We start from the raw sequence: 17,379 nt of genomic DNA on the forward strand, positions 1-17,379 counted from the left end.
GAAAACTGAAACGCCCGAACCTCGACGGCGACGGTCCCCGTGGCTGCCGACCGCAACCGTCGTGCTCATCGGGGCGGTCCTCGCCTGGCTGAACCGGGTGGAGTGGTGGGGGTGGCTCGTCGTCGCGGCGGCCGCGGTCCTGATCGCGGCCGTCTCGAGGAGCTGGCGGCACCGGCACTGGATGCTGCGTACGGCGGCCTGGGTCGCGTCCGCAGGGCTCGTCGGAGCCGTCGCGCTCGCCGCGGGTCCTCTCCCGGCGACGCGGACGCTCGCCGGTCCGCACACCGCCCCGGTCACGACCCGGCAGGGCGACGTCGTCGGTGTGCATGACGCCGCGGCCGGGGTCGACGCCTTCGCGGGGATCCCCTACGCCGCTCCCCCGGTCGGCCCGCTGCGTTGGGAGGCGCCCCGCCCGGCCCCGCAGCGGTCGGCGACCCTCGTGGCCGACGACTTCGGCCCCTCCGCCGTTCAGCCGGAGCCGACGTTCCTCTCCCGAGCGGCGACCCGCGTGCTCGACCTGCCGCTGGAGGAGACGCTCCTCGGCGGGTACGCGACGGACGAGGACAGCCTCCGCCTGAACATCTGGACGCCGGCCGGCGGGGCGGGCGACTCCAGCCCGGTCCTCGTCTACCTCCACGGCGGCGCGTTCGTCTCGGGGTCCGGCGCCCTCCCCGCCTACGACGGCGCGGCGCTCGCCTCCCGGGGCGCGGTAGTCGTCACCGTCGCCTACCGTCTGGGCGTCCTCGGTTTCCTCGCCGGTGATGTGCTCGGCGGCGGCACCCCGGGGAATCAGGGACTGCTCGACCAGGTCGCCGCTCTGCAGTGGGTGCAGGACAACATCGCCGCTTTCGGCGGGGACCCGGGGCGGGTGACGGTCGCCGGCCAGTCCGCCGGCTCCGGCAGCGCCTGCATCCTCGGGGCCTCGCCCCTCGCGGCCGGCCTCCTCCACGGGATCATCGGGGAGAGCGGAGGATGCCTGGGGTCGGCGGGAGATCGCGAGGCCGGCGACCTCTACGACGACGCCGCCACCGCACGGGAGGCGGCTGCGCGCCTGAGCGAGGCCCTCGGCGGGGCGAGCCTCGCCGAGATGAGAGCCCTGCCGGCCGAGCGCATCGTCGCGGCCGCCGCGGGCCTCTCGCAGCACTGGTGGCCCTCGATCGACGGCGTCGTCCTCCCCGACACGCCGCTCGCCGTCTACGAGGCCGGTCGGCAGAACGACGTCCCCCTCCTGCTCGGCAGCAACTCCGACGAGACCTCGCTCGATCTGCTGGGAGGCGTCGACCCGGATCCGGACGCCTACGAGCAGGAGGTGCGCCGGGAGCACGGAGACGACGCGGACCGATTCCTCGCGCTGTACCCGGGTGCCGTCGAGGACCAGGTCGTCGACTCCCGGCTGCGCGCCGACAGCGACCGGACGATGACCGCCCCGATGCGGCTCTGGGCGCTGACGGCCGCCCGGACCGGGCGGGCGGGCGTCCACGCCTACATCTTCACGCGCACTCCCCCGGAGAGCGGACTCGAGCGGTTCGGCGCGTACCACGGCGCCGAGGTGATGTACGCGTACGGGAACCTCGGGGCGGACGGCGACGCCGACTACACGGACGTCGACCGCCGGCTCGAGCAGGAGATGACCGCGCGCTGGCTCGCGTTCGTCTCCCACGGCGATCCGGACGCCGCCGGCCGCGAGCGGTGGCCGGCCGTCCAGGAGGATCCGGACAGAATGCTCGAGTTCGGCGACGTCGTCCGGGTCGCCGGGCGCCCGTCCCCCGACGCGGTCGACTTCTGGCTCGCGGGGACGGGCTGACGCGGGGCGCTCCTCCCGGCGGAACCCTCCGGTCAGCGGGGAGCCTCCGCTCAGAGCTGCCCGACGAGGTGCGCCTGCCGGCCGTCGCGCGCGAAGACCGGGATGACGGCCAGCGGCGCGTCGGCGACGATCCACTGCCCGCCCTCGTGCTCGGCGCCCGTCGAGAGCTCCGTCCAGCGCGCCCCGGCGGGCAGGTAGACCCGTCGGGAGACGTCTCCGGCGTGCGTGACCGGAGCCACCAGCAGGTCCGAGCCGAAGAGGTACTGGTCGGCCAGATCCCAGGCCTCCGGGTCCCCCGGGAACTCGTGGAACACCGCGCGCAGCACGGGCTGGCCCAGCTCGTGCGCCTCCCGCATCGCCTCGCGCGTGTACGGGCGCAGGGTCTCGCGCAGATGCAGCAGGCGGGTGAGGATCGGCGTGGCCTCCTCGCCGAAGCTCCACACCTCGTTCGCGGCTCCGGTCGCGGCGCGGCGGCTCCCGTCGGCGGCCGTGACCGGGGCCGACGGCGCGCGGTCGCCGTGGAGGCGCATCACCGGGCTGAACGCGCCGAACTGGAACCAGCGCACGAGGAGCTCACGGAACTCCGGATCCGACGGGTCTCCCCCGGCGAAGCCTCCGATGTCGGTCGTGAACCACGGGATCCCCGCGACGCCCATGTGGATGCCGGCCGTGATCTGGTGGCGCAGGTCCGCGAAGGTCGAGTGGATGTCGCCCGACCACACGAGCGCGCCGTAGCGCTGGCTGCCCGCCCACGCGGTGCGGACGAGGTTCACGATCGCGGTCTCCCCGCCCTCGCTCTGCCCCTCGAAGAATCCGCGGGAGAACGCCTGCGGGTAGAGGTTGCCGACCTGGACGGCGGGGCCGGCGGCGTAGCGGTAGTTGTCGAAGTCGTAGACGCCGTACTCGGGCTCGGCCTCGTCGAGCCAGAAGAGCCGGATCCCGTGCTCGCCGTAGTTGCGCCGGCACGCCTCCCAGACGAACCTCCGGGCGGCGGGGCTCGTCGCGTCGTAGAACGCGCTCGGACCCTCGAACTGCATGTGCAGGTCCAGGCCCCGCTCGGCCTTGACGAGGAGGTTCCCCTTCTTCATCGCGATGTAGTTCTCGGACTCGACCGACACCTGCGGCCAGACCGAGACCATCAGCTCGATCCCGAGCTCGCGCAGCTCGGCGACCATGGCGGACGGATCCGGCCAGAACTCCTCCTCGAAGCGGAAGTCGCCCATGTGCGGCCAGTGGAAGAAGTCGGCCACGATCACGTCCATCGGCAGGCCGCGGCGCCGGTGCTCGCGGGCGACCTCGAGCAGCTGCTCCTGGTTCCAGTAGCGCAGCTTGCACTGCCAGAAGCCGAGGCCGTGCTCGGGCATCATCGGGACGTGCCCGGTCGCGTCGGCGTAGGCCCGGGTGATGTCGGCCGGGGTCTCCCCCGCGGTCACCCAGTAGTCGAGCTGCTGGGAGGACTCGGCGGACCACTCCGTGCGGTTGGCTGCGAAAGTCGCGCGGCCGATCGCGGGGTTGTGCCAGAGGAACCCGTAGCCGCGGCTCGACAGCACGAACGGGACGCTCGACTGGGAGTTGCGGTGCGCGAGCTCGAGCGTGCAGCCCTTCAGATCGAGGATGTCCTGCTGGTACTGCCCCATCCCGTACAGCTTCTCTTCGGGGGACGTCTCGAACAGCGCGGTCAGCCGGAAGTCGCCGCCCAGGTGCGGACGCTGCTCGCGGGCGCGCAGCTTGAGCGCTCCCCCGCTCCCGAGCTCTCGGAAGAGCAGCTCCCCCCGACGGTCGTAGAAGGAGAGGGAGCAGGAGAGCTCGTGGTAGCCGGTCTGGTACCCGTAGCCCTCCTGCTGCTCGAGGACGACGGTGATGCCGCCGGCGCGCAGCGTCGCCCGCGGTCCCTCGATCGAGACCTCCGGCGCGCGGCGCTCGGGGGCGATCAGCGCCCAGTCGGTGTCGAGGACCTCCCCGGACCGGCGGGCGCGGACCCGGACGCTGTCCCTCCCCCACGGCTCGACGACGACGGTCTCGCCGTCGCCGCGCCAGACGAGGCGGTCCCCCTCGAGCGCGAACGCGTCGGTGTCCATGTGCTCCTGCTTCCTCGAGTCGGGCACGGCGCTCAGTCCTTGACCGCGCCGGCGGTGACCCCGGCGGCGACGTAGCGCTGGGCCACGATCAGCAGCACGGCGGCCGGGATGGAGGCGATCACGGCGGTCGCCATGATCCCGTTCCAGTTGGTGGTGGTCGATCCGATGTAGCGGTAGAGGCCGAGGGTGAACGGCACGATGCTGTTGCCCGAGGTGAGCGAGTTCGCGTTGAGGAAGTCGGCCCAGGCGAACAGGAACGAGAACAGGCCCGCGGTCACGATCGAGTTCCGGCTCAGCGGGATGACGATCGAGACGAAGGAGCGCCAGTTGCTCGCACCGTCGATCCGCGCGGCCTCGATCAGCTCGTCGGGGATGCCGAGCATGAAGGCCCGGAGGATGATCACCGCGAACGGCACGGAGGCGGTCGCGTCGGCGAGGATGAGGCCCGGATAGGTGTTGAGCAGCCCCAGCGCGTTGTAGATCGCGAACAGCGCGGTGACCAGGACGATCCCGGGGATCATCTGGGCGAGGAGGAACACGAACATCACGACGCCGGTCCCCCGCACCCGGAACTTCGCCATCGCGAAAGCGGCGGGCAGAGCGATCGCCAGGGTCAGGATCACGCAGCCGATCGAGATCACGAGGCTCGTGATGAGGTTCGGCAGCTGCGTCGAGAACGCCTGCACGTACCCGTCGAGGGTCGGGTCGCCGGGGAACAGGCTCGGCGGGGTCTGGATCAGGTTCTGCGGCTTGGTCAGCGAGACGTTGACCATCCAGTAGAGCGGGAAGAGGAGGAAGCCGCAGAGCACGATCGCGATGACCACGTCGATCCCGCGGCGCAGCCCTGTGGTGTGCCGGTTCATCCGAGGTCCTCCTTGCGCTGGGCGCGGATGTAGATCACGCCGAAGACGAGGGCGACGATCACGAGGATCTGGCCGGCCGCCGCACCGACTCCGAACTGCAGGTCGGTGAAGGACTGCTCGTAGGCCCAGGTCGCGAGGGTGTGCGAGCTGTTGGCCGGGCCTCCCTTGGTGAGGATCCAGATGACGTCGAACACCTTGATCGTGTAGACGAGGCCGAGGAGGAGCGTGACGGAGGTCACCGGTCGCAGCAGCGGCCAGGTGATGCTCCAGAAGGACCGCCAGCGCGAGGCGCCGTCCAGTGCCGCGGCCTCGTAGAGGCTCTCGGGGATGCCCTGCAGGCCTCCGTGCAGCAGCACCATGTTGAACGGGATGCCCAGCCAGATGTTGGCGATGATGACCGCCCACAGCGAGACGGACGGATCGGTCAGCCAGCCGACCGGCGTGCCGATCGCGGCGTTCAGGATGCCGAACTGCTGGTCGAAGATCCAGCGCCAGGCCGTCGCCGAGACGATCAGCGGCAGGAGCCACGGCAGCAGGATGAGGGAGCGGAACGTCGCCGAGAGCGGGAACCGGCGGCTGAAGAACAGCGCCAGGGCCATGCCGATCGTGAACTGGCCCACCAGCGAGACCACGGTGAAGACCACGGTGTGCCAGGCGATGCTCGCGAAGATCGGATCGGTGACGACCGTGACGTAGTTGTCGAAGCCGACGAAGGGGGCGATCCCGGTCACGAAGGACGACGGTCCGAAGTCCTGGAGGCTGAGGACGACGCCGCGGATGATCGGGTAGACGAAGAAGACGGCGAGGAAGATCACCACGGGCGCCATGAAGGCGGCGGCGGCGAGGCGGAGGTGGGAGCGGGGTCGGCGGCGGGCGGGCGGCCTGGTGGCCGCCCCGCCCGCGACCGGCGCCGTGAGCACGGCGGGGTCGGTCATGCGGCCGCTACTTCAGGCTCGCCGCGGCGTCGTCGAGGGCCGCCTGCGGCGTCTTCGAGCCGGTCAGCGACTCCTGGATCGCGGTCCAGAGCGCCTTCGAGGTGTCCGGGTAGGCGACGCCGAGGTCGCTGGTGCGTCCCTGCGCGACCGAGATGGCCTCGACCCACGGCTGGAGCGCGGGGTCCTCGGTCGCCTGCTCGGCGGCCGCGTCGGCGTACGGCATGATGTACGACTGGCCGGCCGCCCAGGCCTTCAGGCTGTCGGGCTGGATGACGCACTGCGCGAACTCCGTGGCGAGGGTCTGCTTCGCGGCGTCGGAGGCGACCACCTCGACGAACTCGCCGCCGAGCGGGCTCGGTGCCGCTCCCCCGTCCTTCGCCGGGATCGGCACGACGCCGTAGTCGATGCCCGCCTCGTCGAGGGCGGAGAGCTGCCAGGTGCCGTTGACCATCATCCCGAGCTTGCCCGCGAGGAACTGGTCGCGGACGTCCTGCTGGTTGGCGTTGACGTTCGCCTGCGAGGCCGAGCCGCTCTTCACCAGGTCGGTCCAGAGCGCGAGCGCCGAGACGGCGTCGTCGGAGGAGATGTCCTCGAGGGTCGCACCGGAGCCCCAGAAGAAGGGCAGGAACTGGAAGGTGCCCTCCTCGGTGCCGATCGCGGAGAAGCCGAGCCCGGTGACGTCGCCCGCGGTGAGGGCCTTCGCGGCGGTGGTCAGCTCGTCCCAGGTCGTCGGCGGAGTGACGCCGGCGGCCTCGAAGAGCGCCTTGTTGTAGAAGAGCGCGAGGGTGTTCGAGCCGATCGACGAGCCGTAGGTCTTCCCGGCCAGCTGGCCGGCGGCGAGCACGTTCGGGAGGACGTCGCTGGTGTCGAGCCCGGAGGCGGCGTTGTCGACGAGCAGGCCGGTGTCGGCGAACTTCGCGACGTTGGGGTTGTCGAGGACGACCAGGTTCGGCGTGGTCTTCGACGCGGCCGACTGCAGGAGCTTGGTGGTGAGGTCGGGGTCGGAGGTGCGCTCGAGGGTGATCCCGGTCGAGGCCTCGCAGCCGGCCAGAAGCTGGCCGTAGGGGGAGGACGCGTCGTACTGGGTGAAGCTGTCCCAGAGAGTGAGCGACTTCGACGAGTCGTCGCCCGCTCCCTGTGCGCTGCACGCGCTGAGGGCGACTCCGGCGATGAGGACGAGGGAGGCGGCGCCTGCGGCCCGTCGGATGCTGTTCTTCACGGTATTCCTCTCTGAATACGGTCGGGACGAGCGGAGCGCTCGCGCCGGGAAGACCCTCCGGGGGCGCCCGCTGAGGCGGTCCGTCCGGAAGTCGTGGCGAGCCTAACCGAGTCGGAGAACCGGTTCAATAGATTTCGGAGAACCGGTTCACCGATCGCCCGCGGAACGCCCCGGGCGACCCGGTCGTCGTCAGCCGCGCGCCCGCCGCCACGACGGGACGACGCCGCGGCTGGTGCCCGGCGAGAAGGGCGCGGTGGTGCCGAGGTCCACGACCACCGCGGGCAGCAGCTCCGTCACTCCCGGAGTCGCGGTGCCGGCGAGCTCGTCGAGCACCAGGTCGACCGCCCGCGAGACCATCTCGTCGCCGGGCAGGTCCACCACGGTGACCGGCTGGTCGGCGTGCCGCATCACCGCCTCCGGGGCGATGGTCATGATCGAGCAGTCCTCCGGGACGCGCAGGCCCAGGCCGCTGAGGCGCTGCAGGAACGGCTCGAGCACGCCCGGCCCGTGCGTGACCACGGCGCTCAGGCCGGGGAGCTGCTCCTGCGCCTGCTCGAACCAGTCGTCGACGTCGTCGGTGCTGGGGATGACGGCTCCCCGCACGCCGCGCAGGCGGCACTGGTCGAGGAAGCCCTCGCGGAACCGCAGGGCGAAGGCGTAGCCGCTCTCGTAGGCGTCGGGGCCCATCCCGAGGACCGCGATCTCGACGTGCCCGAGGTCGGCGAGGTGGTCGACGGCGACCCGCGCCGCGCCGTCGAAGTCGAGGTCGATCGCGCTGAACGGGCTGCCCTCGCCCGGGTAGCCGACCAGCGCGGTCGGCAGGCCGATGCTCGCGAGGACCGGCAGCCGGGGGTCGTCCCGGCGGATGTCCATCACGACGAGCGCATCGGCGAGGACGTCGCGCGCGAGCTCCCCCTCGCCCGTGCCCATCATCAGCAGGTCGAAGCCGCGGGCGCGGGCCGCGTACATCGCCGCCCGCACGAAGCGCATGAAGACGTCGACATCGGTCTGCCGCGACTCCGGATCGACGGAGGCGAAGAAGCCGAGGATGTTCGTGCGCCGCAGCGCCAGGGCCCGCGCCATCGGGTCGGGCCGGTAGCCGAGCCGCTCCACGCTCGCGAGCACGCGCAGGCGGGTCGCCTCCGGGAGCTTCTTGTTGCCGGAGAGCACGTAGGACACCGTGCTGCGGGCCACCCCCGCATCGGCCGCGACGTCGCGAATGGTCACCATGGGCTCAGCGTAGTGAGGGCGCGGCGACGGGAGGGCCCGCCGGCGACCCCCTCGACCGGTGGGCAGCAGCGTGCATACCAGGGCGGTCCGGCCGTCCCGCCGTGGGTGGAGAGCCGTCCGCCGCGAGCCGCGCGACGGCGCCGACGGACGCAGGCCGCGGACGAGCAGTCGGTCACGGTTGCGCGCGGGTCCGACGGGCACGTACGGTCGACCCGTACCTCGTCGCGAGCCGCGACGTCGGTGCGGCCGCCATACCGGCCGATCCAGCGGCTCGCGGTCACGGGGGCTCCCCGCACGGAAGACGGACTCTTGCGCTCCAGCACCGGTACTGCGTCCACGACGCAGCAGCTGCTCTCGCACTGACGTCCCCCGTGCCCGCCCCTCAGGGGCGAGCCGTTGCTCCCTCGGAGTCCGGTGGTCGTCGTGCGCCGACACCGACCCCTGGAGCACCGTGCCCTCCACTTCCCGCACCACCCCGCCCGCCGTCGTCCTCCACGACTGCACGTTCGCCTGGCCCGACGGCTCCGTCGTCCTCGACCGCGTCACCGCTGCGTTCGGACGCGGGCGCACCGGTCTCGTCGGCGCGAACGGCGCCGGCAAGTCGACCCTCGTCCGCCTCGTCACCGGCGGCCTCTCCCCCACCGCCGGGAGCGTCTCGACGACGGGACCCGTCGACCTGCTGCCCCAGCGCCTCCGGCGAGGGCCCGACGACACCGTCGCCGATCTCCTCGGGATCCGGCATCGCCTGGACGCTCTGCACGCGATCCTCCGCGGCGACGCGGATCCGCGGCACTTCGAGATGCTCGCGGACGACTGGGACCTCGAGGCCCGAGCGCTCGCCGCACTCGGCGACGCCGGTCTCGACCTGGAGGAGGCGGACCTGCTGCGGCCGGTCGCGACCCTCTCCGGAGGGCAGGCCGTCCTCACGGCCGTGACCGGCGTCCGGCTGCGCGGTCGGCCGATCGCCGTGCTCGACGAGCCGACGAACGACCTCGACCGGCGCTCCCGAGGGCTTCTGCTCGACCTGGTCGACCGGTGGCGCGGGACGCTCGTGCTCGTCAGCCACGACCGGGAGCTGCTCGAGCACGTCGACGAGATCGCGGAGCTGCGCGACGGGGCGGTCCGCACCTCCGGCGGGACGTTCTCGGCGTTCGAGGAGCGGCTCGCCCTCGAGCAGGCGGCCGCGGAGCGCGATCTGCGCGACGCCGACCGGCTTCTCCGCGCCGAGCGGCGGCAGCGCATCGAGGCCGAGACGACCATCGCCCGCCGCGCGCGGGCGGGGGCGCGATCGGCGGAGTCGATGCCCGCGATCCTCGCGAACGCGCGGAGAGGACGAGCCGAGGCGACCGCGGGACGGCTGCGCTCCGGGCACGGGGCCGCGGAGGCGCGGGCGCGCGAGCAGGTCGACGCAGCGTCGCGAGCAGTCCGGGACGACGACCGGGTCCGCCTCGACCTGCCGGACCCCGGGGTCGCGGCCGGGCGCCGGCTGGCGGAGGTGACGGTGCGCGGCCGGACGACGGTGCTCCAGGGGCCGGAGCGGATCGCCGTGGTCGGCGCGAACGGGACGGGGAAGACGACCCTGCTCGAGCACCTCGTCGGGGCGCCGGGTGCGCGGGAGCATCCGCTCGCCGGCACCACGGCCCGAGCGCTGACGGAGCGGGTCGGCTGGCTCCCCCAGCGCCGCGAGGGACTCCTCGACGAGGAGGCCACCGTGCGGGAGCACGTCTCCCGGGCCGCGCCGGATCGTCCTGCGGTCGAGCTGCGGAACGCCCTCGCGCGGCTCCTGGTGCGCGGCGACGTGGTCGATCGGAGGATCGCGTCGCTCTCGGGCGGCGAGCGGTTCCGCGTCGCGCTCGCCGGGCTCGTGCTGGCGCAGCCGGCTCCGCAGCTGCTCGTGCTCGACGAGCCGACGAACGACCTCGATCTCGCCACGACCGACCACCTCGTCGACGTTCTCGCCGCCTGGCGGGGCGGCCTGGTCGTCGTCAGCCACGACGAGGCGTTCCTCGACCGGCTCGGACTCCACTCCCGAGTGGTGCTCGACGCGGAGTGACGGCTGGTCCCCCGGCCCCCGGCGGTTCTGGCCTCGACCGGGCCCCTGCCGCCGGGGAGACTGGCCGGGCCCCTCCCGCCCCCAGCGAACGGACCGACGTGCTCACCGGACTCAGCGCCTTCCCCCTCACTCCGCTCCGCGACGACAGCATCGACGAGCGGTCGTTCGCCGCTCTCGTCGAGCGGCTCGCGCGGGCGGGAGTCGACTCGATCGGCGCACTGGGCTCGACCGGCTCGGCTCCGTACCTGGACCGCGGCGAGCGCCGGCGCGCCGCCGAGATCGCCGTCCGCAGCGCCGGCCCGGTGCCGGTCGTGGTCGGGATCGGGGCGCTGCGCACCTCGCAGGTGCTGGCGCTCGCCGAGGACGCGCAGAGCGCCGGAGCGAGCGCGGTGCTCCTGGCGCCGCTCGGCTACCAGCCGCTGACGGACGAGGACGTGCTGGGGCTCTACGAAGACGTGACGGCTCAGCTCTCGGTGCCGCTCGTCGTGTACGACAACCCCGGGACGACGCGCTTCTCCTTCTCCGACGACCTCTACGGGGCCGTCGCCCGGCTGCCGCAGGTCGCCTCCCTCAAGATCCCCGGCGTGCCGGAGGGACCGGGCGCCGCGGCGGCGCGCGTCAGCGAGATCCGGGCGCGGGTGCCGGAGGGGGTCACCGTCGGGGTCTCGGGGGACGCCGCGGGTGCGCGCGGGCTGCTCGGCGGCTGCGACGCCTGGTACTCGGTGATCGGCGGCATCTTCCCGCGGACGGCGCTGTCGATCGCCCGGGCGGCGCAGTCGGGCGATGAGGCGGCCGCGATCGCGGGATCGGCACGCCTGCAGCCCGTCTGGGACCTCTTCGCGGAGCACGGCGGCAGCTACCGCGTGGTCGCAGCGATGGCGGAGCAGCTCGGTCTCGCCGAGGCGCGCTGCCTCCCGCGTCCGGTCCGCGGGCTCGGTGCACGGGCGCGGGCCCGGGTCGCGGAGGTCCTGGCGGAGCTGGGGCCTGTGCTGGAGTGATGCTCGGGCGGGTCGACGGGAGGACGGCTCGGACGGCGTGGTCGTTCCGGACAGCTGGAGGGGCGGGCCGGGGATGTCCCCGACCCGCCCCTCCGGCGGAGCACGCGACCTCAGCAGGCCTTGGACGCGCGGTAGGTGTTGCGTCCCGCCGCCACGAACAGCGCGTCGAGGACTCGGGCCTTGCCCGGCGCCACGGAGTAGCAGCTGCCGTCGAAGTCGGCGATGATGTCGGCCTTGCGCTCGATCGTGCTCGACCCGCAGTTGCGGAAGACGAGAGCGCGCTGGCGCAGGACGCCCTCGGGTCCGAGGGTGGCGCCGGTGGCCACCTCCTGGGCTCCGCACGCGTAGTTCCCGGCGCTCACGTACTGTCCGTTCGCGACCTCGGCCGCGGAGGCGGGCGTCGCGACAGCGACGACGCCGACGGAGGCGATGGCGCCCGTGAGGGCGAGGGTGGCAAGAGTTCGTCGAAGAGTCATGGTCGTTTCTCCTTCTGCTTCTCGGTCCCTTCACGCTGGCACCGGTCCGCCGACGAGCGCGAGGAACCTGGGAGCCTTCACACCGGGGGGCCAGACCGGTGCGGGGAAGTGCTCCCGAACGGGGCGAAAGGGTCGGAACCGGCGGGGCGGACGATCAGGAACGGGCCTCTCCTTCGCCTCCTGAGCGCCTCGATCCGCCGCCGATGCGGTCGCCGAGCCGCCGACCGTTCCGTCCGTGCGGCGTCGTCCCTCCGCCGTCCCGCGACTGGCGCGCATCGACGGGTCGTCCGGCCGGTCCTCCGGCTAGCGTTGCAGGCACACCCCCCGCCTACCCGGACCGCTCCGCCGACCTCGTCGGTTCGCGGTCCCTGCACGAGGAGCCCCCGTGTCCCCCGACGATTCAGCAGTACCCCCCTCTCGAACTCCCGGCCTCCGGCGGCGCGCCGTCATCGGCGGCGCCCTCACGGGTGCTCTCGCTCTGGGCGCGGCGACGCTCCCGGCCGCCTCCGCCTCCGCCTCCCCCGTGCCCGGCCTGCCCGGGGAGAGGACCCGCACGATCAACGTGAGGACGAAGAACCGCGGCGTGCTCTACGACGTCCTCACGGTCTCGATCGCGGGCGACCTCGCGCGGATCTTCGTGCCGCAGACGGTGAAGCCGCGGCAGGCCGCGGCGGTACCGGTGATCTGGTTCATCCACTCCGCGCAAGCCGACCACACCTCGCTGTCCAGCGTCTTCGCGTACCCGGCCGAGCTCGCCGTCGAGCGGGGCGCCATCGCGATCTGCCAGACGCTCGGCGGAACGATCTGGACCAACGACACCGCGCAGAAGCACCAGCGGAACGGCTACGCCTACCTCTCCGGCCAGTTCCCGATCGCCGCCAGCTACCTCTGGGCGATGTCGGCCGGCGGCGCGCTCGCCTGCGAGGACTACGGCGCGCGGGTCTTCCCCGGCATCAACGGCGTCTACCTGGTCAACGGCGTCTACGACCTCCGCGACACCCACGACCGCACGACGCGGGGCCGCTTCTCGATCGGCGGTGCCTTCGGCGGCAGCACCGCTCAGATCGACTCCCACAACCCGAAGCGGCTGCCCGCCTCCGCCTGGGCCGGCGCGAACATCCGCGCGGTGGTGTCCGACACGGCCCACCCGGACCCGAGCGTGCCGCCGGCACTGCACGGGCTCGCCCTCGTGAAGAAGGCGACGGCCACGGCCAGGGAGGCGACCGTCCGGACGCACGCGCTCGGCCACAACGCACCGTCGTGGGTGAACCAGGACGGCATCGACGCGATCTTCCGCTGGCACGCCGGGCTGGCCGCCGCGCCGGCGCCGTCGGCGACGCCGACCCCGACGAAGACCCCCGTCGTCCGCCCGTCCACCGCGGGCCGCTGGGACTTCGACCAGGCGGACGCCCCGTACGCGGGAGAGCCGGGGTCCCCGTTCCGACCCCGCTGAGCGGTCCGGACGCGACGGCGTCCCTCGGGATGCGCTGACCGTCACGGGCCCGCGGCGGGAGCGCTCGGCCGCAGTGAGACCGGGCCTACGTCCCCTCCGCGGAGCTCCGCGGCGCCCTCTTCCGGACAGGGCCGCTAGAGGACATTGTCAGCGGCGGGACGGCCGTGCCACGGTTCGAGGACGGCCGATGAGGGCCGTCCCGATCGAAGGCAGCACATGCGCTCCAGCACCGTCCCTCGTCCGCCCGCCGTCCAGGACGGCACGTCGCAGCCGCGGGATCCAGGAGCGGCGCGGCGGCTCCGGCGGGGTCTGCTCGGGTTGACCGCGGCCGTCGCGCTCCTCGTCGGCACCGCCGTTCCTCTCGCGGCGGTCGCCGCTCCGTCCGCCCCTGTCCTCGGGGTGGCGGCCTGGGGAAGCGGCACCGACGGGAAGACCACGGTCCCGGCCGGGGTCGAGGGCGTCCTCTCCCTCGCCGCGGGCCGGACCCACAGCCTCGCCGCGAAAGGCGACGGCGGGGTCGTCGCCTGGGGCCGCGGGTCGTACGGGCAGACCAGCGTCCCCGACGGTCTCACGGGGGTCGTCGCGGTCTCCGCCGGCGACTACAGCAGCCATGCGCTGAAGAGCGACGGGACCGTCGTCTCCTGGGGCTACGACGGCGACGGGCAGGTGTCGAGGAGTGCCGCGCTGACCGGGATCGTTGCTATCTCGTCCTCCCGCGACAACAGCCTCGCGCTCGGCAACGACGGCACCGTCACGTCGTGGGGCAGCAACGGGCTGGGCGAGGGCCTGGTCCCGGCCGGCCTCGGAGGCGTCACGGCCATCGCCGCGGGCCAGCGCCACAGCCTCGCCGTGTCCGGCGGGAGGGTGGTCGCCTGGGGCTGGGACCTCTACGGGCAGACCGACGTCCCCGCGGGGCTCGAGGGCGTGGTGGCCGTCGCGGCGGGAGAGACCCACAGCCTCGCGCTGAAGGAGGACGGCACCGTCGTCGCCTGGGGCGCGAGCTCCGACTCGGTCGTCGTCGACTACGGCCAGACCACGGTGCCGGAAGGCCTGTCCGGGGTCGTGGCGATCGCCGCCGCGTCCGACTACAGCCTCGCGCTGAAGGGCGACGGCACGATCGTCGGCTGGGGCCGGAGCTCGGCCGGGCAGCTGCAGTCACCCGCCGGCCTCGCCGGCACGACGGCTCTCGCAGCCGGACCCGATCACGTGCTCGCCCGGGGCCCGCGTCCGGTCCTGACGGCGGATGCTCCTCCCGCGTCCGGGCCGCTCGGAGCGGCCGCCTCGTACACCTTCGCGGCCGACCGCCCCGCCTCGTTCGCGATCGCCTCCGGCTCACTCCCCGACGGCCTGACCCTCAGCGCGTCCGGGCTCCTCTCCGGCACGCCGACGACCGCGGGCACGTCCACCTTCGCCGTCTCCGCGCGGAACCCCTTCGGCGCTACCGTCGGGGCCCCGCACACGTTCGCCGTGGCGGAGACGACGGTCGCGCCGACCCTGGCCGGCGACCCGCCCGCCGCGACGGTGGGCACCCCGTACGACTTCGACTACAGCGTGACGGGCACACCGGCGCCGACGGTCTCGCTCGTCTCCGGAACGCTCCCCGCCGGCCTGAGCCTCGATGATCGTGGCGGCCTGACCGGGACGCCGACCGCCGACGGACGCTCCACCTTCACCCTGCGGGCCTCGAACGCTGCGGGGAGCGCGGAGACCACCAGCACCGTCGTCGTCTCCCCCGCCGCCGTTGCACCGGCGATCTCCGGCACCCCCGGGCCGGGCGTCGTCGGCACCCCCTACGACTTCGGCTACACCGTCTCCGGCTTCCCCGCGCCGTCGGTGGCCGTCTCCTCCGGTGCGCTCCCGTCCGGCCTCACCCTGACTCCGGCCGGGCGCCTGACCGGGACTCCGTCCGCGCCGGGCACCTTCACGTTCACGCTGGCGGCCCGCGCCGGCACCGCCTCCGCGGAGACCACCAGCACCGTCACCGTCTCGTCGCCGACGGTCGCGCCGACCCTCTCCGGGACGGTCGCGGCCGGCGTCGTCGGCTCGGCCTACGACTTCCGCTACGCGGTGAGCGGCACGCCCGCTCCGTCGGTCTCCCTGGTCTCCGGCGCACTGCCCGCCGGACTCACCCTCGACGCGACCGGGCGCCTCTCCGGGACGCCGACCACGGCCGGGACCACCACCTTCAGCATCCAGGCCGCGAACTCGGCGGGCACGGCTCGGGCGACGAGCACGCTGACGGTCTCGCCGAAGCAGGTCGCGACGAAGGCCGATCTGCGCGTCGACCTCTCCGGGCCGGCCTCGGCGGTGAAGGGGAGGACGCTCACTTACACCCTCATCACGACGAACGCCGGTCCGGCTGCGTCTGGGTCGGTCTTCTCGCAGGTCGTCCTGCCCGCGGGTGTGCAGTTCGTCTCGGCGACCGGCTCGTACACCAGGGTCGGGAACGTCGTGGTGTTCCAGCGGGCCGGCCTGGCGGACGGGCGGACCGTGTCGGAGAAGATCACGGTGAGGGCGGCCGTCTCGGGCACGGCGACCGCGCTGGCGGCGGCGTTCTCGACGAAGACGCCCGACCCGTCCATCCGCAGCAACGCGGACACGGCGAGCACGACGATCCGCTGACCGCGGGAGCGTGACGGCGGGCGGTCCCTCGAGGGCCGCCCGCCGTTCTCGGTGCGGGAGCGTCGAGGTCCGCCGCGTCCGCGCCTCGTCTTCGACCGCTAGCCGGCCCGAGGACGGTAGAAGCGCACGACCGGGAGGGCAGCCGTCGGCGCCTCGCGCACGACGATCTCGAGGCGCTGGATCAGGGCCGGGACGGTCGGCGTGGTCTCGAGCCGGCACTCGAGCTCTCCGTCGCGGCCCGGCAGGAGGAAGGCCGCCTGCGCCGCGGAGGCGCTCCAGAGCAGCCGCTCCACCAGCGGCCTCGCGGTCGGGTCCTCGGCGAGCCCGCCGATCTCCGCGATCGCCGTGGCGAGGCGGCGGGCGCGCACGTCGGCCGGCACATCGCTCAGCAGGTTGGGGCTGAACAGGGCGCCGCTGCCCGCCTCCCCCGCCCGGGTGAGGTCTCCCGCGACGATCGCGGCCTCGACGGCGGAGGCCGCGGCGAGCGTCGACGGGAGGAGGGTGATGGTCCGCGCCGGAGGAGCGGTGTCCTCGAGGGCGGCGCGGAGCAGTCCCGTCGCGGCGGCGGCGAGCTTCGCCCCGTTCGCGGTCGCGAAGACCACGGCCCCCAGGCCCGACTCCAGATGCCAGCGCATGTTCGACGACCAGCCCGGCAGGCCGCCGGAGTGGTGGGCGATCCCGCCGAAGCGGACGTCGTGCTCGACGACGAGGCCGAACCCGTACGCGGAGCCGTCGAGCGTGCTCTCGACGGCGCGAGGGCTCAGCGCGGGGACCGGCGTCCAGCCGCGCTGCATCTCGCGGCGGGAGGCGCGGCTCAGCACCGGGTCGTCGTCCGCGCCGTCCTCGCCCTCGAACGCGGAGGAGAGCCAGCCGCTCCAGCGGGCGATGTCGCCGACCGTGCTGAACATGCTCGCGGCGCAGGCGCCCGCTCCGGTGCCGGTGACGGGGCGGGGCACCCAGGTCGCTCCGTCGTCGAAGGTGCTGAAGCCGGCCGCGAGGTCGGTGCCGTCGGGGTAGTCGCCGCTGTCGTAGCGGGTGTCGTGGAGGCCGAGCGGCTCGAGGATCGTCCGCGTCGCGAAGGACGGGAAGTCCTCCCCGGTCACGTTCTCGACGAGCACGCCGAGCAGCCAGAAGCCGATGTTGGAGTACTGGTAGACCTCACCCGGCCGCTCCGTGAAGGTCAGCCCGCGGCTGACGACCTCGAGGAACTCCTCCCGCGTCAGAGCCATGACGTCGTCGGCCCAGCCGTTGTCCTCCGGGAGCCCCGAGCAGTTGCTGAGGAGCATCCTGACCGTCACGGGCAGCGGCCGGCCCGCGGAGTCGAGCGGGTCGGTGAACTCCGGCACGTGGTCGGCGACGCGGTCGTCGAGGCGGAGCAGCCCGCGGTCGCGCAGGATCAGCACCGCCGCCGCCTCGAAGCTCTTCGACATGGAGGCGATGCGGTGCACGGTCCCGGGCCCGGGAGCGGCGCCGTCGAGGCGGTGCTCGCCGCGGCCGTGGTGGACGAGCAGCCCGGTGCGGTCGAACAGGGCCCAGCTCACCGAGGGGGCCGGCGGCGCCTCCCCGTCGAACCACCGGGCCAGCCGGTCCTGGAGCGGCGGGGAGAGGAGCGTCGGCGGAGGGAGCGTCATGCCCTCATCCTCCCGCA

12 protein-coding genes are annotated in these 17,379 nt (G+C 73.5%); 5 read left to right on the forward strand and 7 right to left on the reverse strand.

Going from position 1 to position 17,379, the window contains the following annotated elements; genetic code table 11:
• Positions 1-61 precede the first annotated feature (61 nt).
• A complete protein-coding gene (locus tag C5D09_RS04070; protein ID WP_219813044.1) occupies positions 62-1,804 on the forward strand; it encodes a carboxylesterase/lipase family protein in 1,743 nt (580 codons plus the stop codon).
• 50 nt (positions 1,805-1,854) lie between these two features.
• On the opposite strand, the gene C5D09_RS04075 is transcribed toward C5D09_RS04070, so the two are convergent.
• From C5D09_RS04075 to C5D09_RS04095, 5 genes are all read right to left on the reverse strand, one after another.
• Positions 1,855-3,882, reverse strand: coding sequence for a TIM-barrel domain-containing protein (locus tag C5D09_RS04075; RefSeq protein WP_104268659.1), 2,028 nt, complete (start codon positions 3,880-3,882; stop codon positions 1,855-1,857).
• Between the two features lie 32 nt (positions 3,883-3,914).
• Positions 3,915-4,745, reverse strand: a complete 831-nt coding sequence (locus C5D09_RS04080) for a carbohydrate ABC transporter permease (protein WP_104222044.1) — start codon at positions 4,743-4,745, stop codon at positions 3,915-3,917.
• The gene (locus C5D09_RS04085; RefSeq protein WP_104225253.1) at positions 4,742-5,680 is read right to left on the reverse strand and encodes a carbohydrate ABC transporter permease; all 939 of its coding nucleotides are present in this window, start codon (positions 5,678-5,680) and stop codon (positions 4,742-4,744) included. Before C5D09_RS04085 ends, C5D09_RS04080 begins: the two co-directional genes overlap by 4 nt.
• Before the next feature lie 7 nt (positions 5,681-5,687).
• Entirely contained in the window at positions 5,688-6,899 is a 1,212-nt protein-coding gene (locus C5D09_RS04090; RefSeq protein WP_104268660.1) for an extracellular solute-binding protein, read from the reverse strand.
• A 189-nt stretch (positions 6,900-7,088) separates the two neighbouring features.
• Positions 7,089-8,129, reverse strand: coding sequence for a LacI family DNA-binding transcriptional regulator (locus C5D09_RS04095; protein ID WP_104222050.1), 1,041 nt, complete (start codon positions 8,127-8,129; stop codon positions 7,089-7,091).
• 451 nt (positions 8,130-8,580) lie between these two features.
• On the opposite strand from C5D09_RS04095, the gene C5D09_RS04100 reads away from it, so the two are divergent.
• Entirely contained in the window at positions 8,581-10,182 is a 1,602-nt protein-coding gene (locus C5D09_RS04100) for an ABC-F family ATP-binding cassette domain-containing protein (RefSeq protein ID WP_104268661.1), read from the forward strand.
• A gap of 98 nt (positions 10,183-10,280) precedes the next feature.
• On the forward strand, positions 10,281-11,180 hold the full coding sequence (locus tag C5D09_RS04105) for a dihydrodipicolinate synthase family protein (RefSeq protein ID WP_104268662.1): 900 nt from the start codon (positions 10,281-10,283) through the stop codon (positions 11,178-11,180).
• A gap of 110 nt (positions 11,181-11,290) precedes the next feature.
• On the opposite strand, the gene C5D09_RS04110 is transcribed toward C5D09_RS04105, so the two are convergent.
• On the reverse strand, positions 11,291-11,656 hold the full coding sequence (locus C5D09_RS04110) for a hypothetical protein (RefSeq protein ID WP_104268663.1): 366 nt from the start codon (positions 11,654-11,656) through the stop codon (positions 11,291-11,293).
• 385 nt (positions 11,657-12,041) lie between these two features.
• On the opposite strand from C5D09_RS04110, the gene C5D09_RS04115 reads away from it, so the two are divergent.
• Both C5D09_RS04115 and C5D09_RS04120 read left to right on the forward strand, forming a co-directional pair.
• Positions 12,042-13,109, forward strand: coding sequence for a hypothetical protein (locus C5D09_RS04115; protein ID WP_104246834.1), 1,068 nt, complete (start codon positions 12,042-12,044; stop codon positions 13,107-13,109).
• Between the two features lie 216 nt (positions 13,110-13,325).
• Positions 13,326-15,731: a putative Ig domain-containing protein gene (locus tag C5D09_RS04120; protein WP_104268664.1), complete on the forward strand. Its 2,406-nt coding sequence runs from the start codon at positions 13,326-13,328 to the stop codon at positions 15,729-15,731.
• 98 nt (positions 15,732-15,829) lie between these two features.
• Here the strand turns inward: C5D09_RS04120 and C5D09_RS04125 are convergent, their stop codons facing one another.
• Complete coding sequence (locus C5D09_RS04125; protein WP_104268665.1) at positions 15,830-17,362, reverse strand: serine hydrolase; 1,533 nt, start codon at positions 17,360-17,362, stop codon at positions 15,830-15,832.
• Positions 17,363-17,379 lie beyond the last annotated feature (17 nt).

This window comes from Rathayibacter sp. AY1C9, from assembly GCF_002932315.1.
Taxonomy (GTDB): domain Bacteria; phylum Actinomycetota; class Actinomycetes; order Actinomycetales; family Microbacteriaceae; genus Rathayibacter.

Excerpts from the sequence above, each read along its gene's own strand:
- C5D09_RS04080 (WP_104222044.1), bottom strand. The coding sequence starts at position 4,745 with ATGAACCGGCACACCACAGGGCTGCGCCGCGGGATCGACGTGGTCATC.
- C5D09_RS04110 (WP_104268663.1), bottom strand. The coding sequence starts at position 11,656 with ATGACTCTTCGACGAACTCTTGCCACCCTCGCCCTCACGGGCGCCATC.
- C5D09_RS04095 (WP_104222050.1), bottom strand. The coding sequence starts at position 8,129 with ATGGTGACCATTCGCGACGTCGCGGCCGATGCGGGGGTGGCCCGCAGC.
- C5D09_RS04075 (WP_104268659.1), bottom strand. The coding sequence starts at position 3,882 with ATGGACACCGACGCGTTCGCGCTCGAGGGGGACCGCCTCGTCTGGCGC.
- C5D09_RS04120 (WP_104268664.1), top strand. The coding sequence starts at position 13,326 with ATGCGCTCCAGCACCGTCCCTCGTCCGCCCGCCGTCCAGGACGGCACG.
- C5D09_RS04085 (WP_104225253.1), bottom strand. The coding sequence starts at position 5,680 with ATGACCGACCCCGCCGTGCTCACGGCGCCGGTCGCGGGCGGGGCGGCC.
- C5D09_RS04125 (WP_104268665.1), bottom strand. The coding sequence starts at position 17,362 with ATGACGCTCCCTCCGCCGACGCTCCTCTCCCCGCCGCTCCAGGACCGG.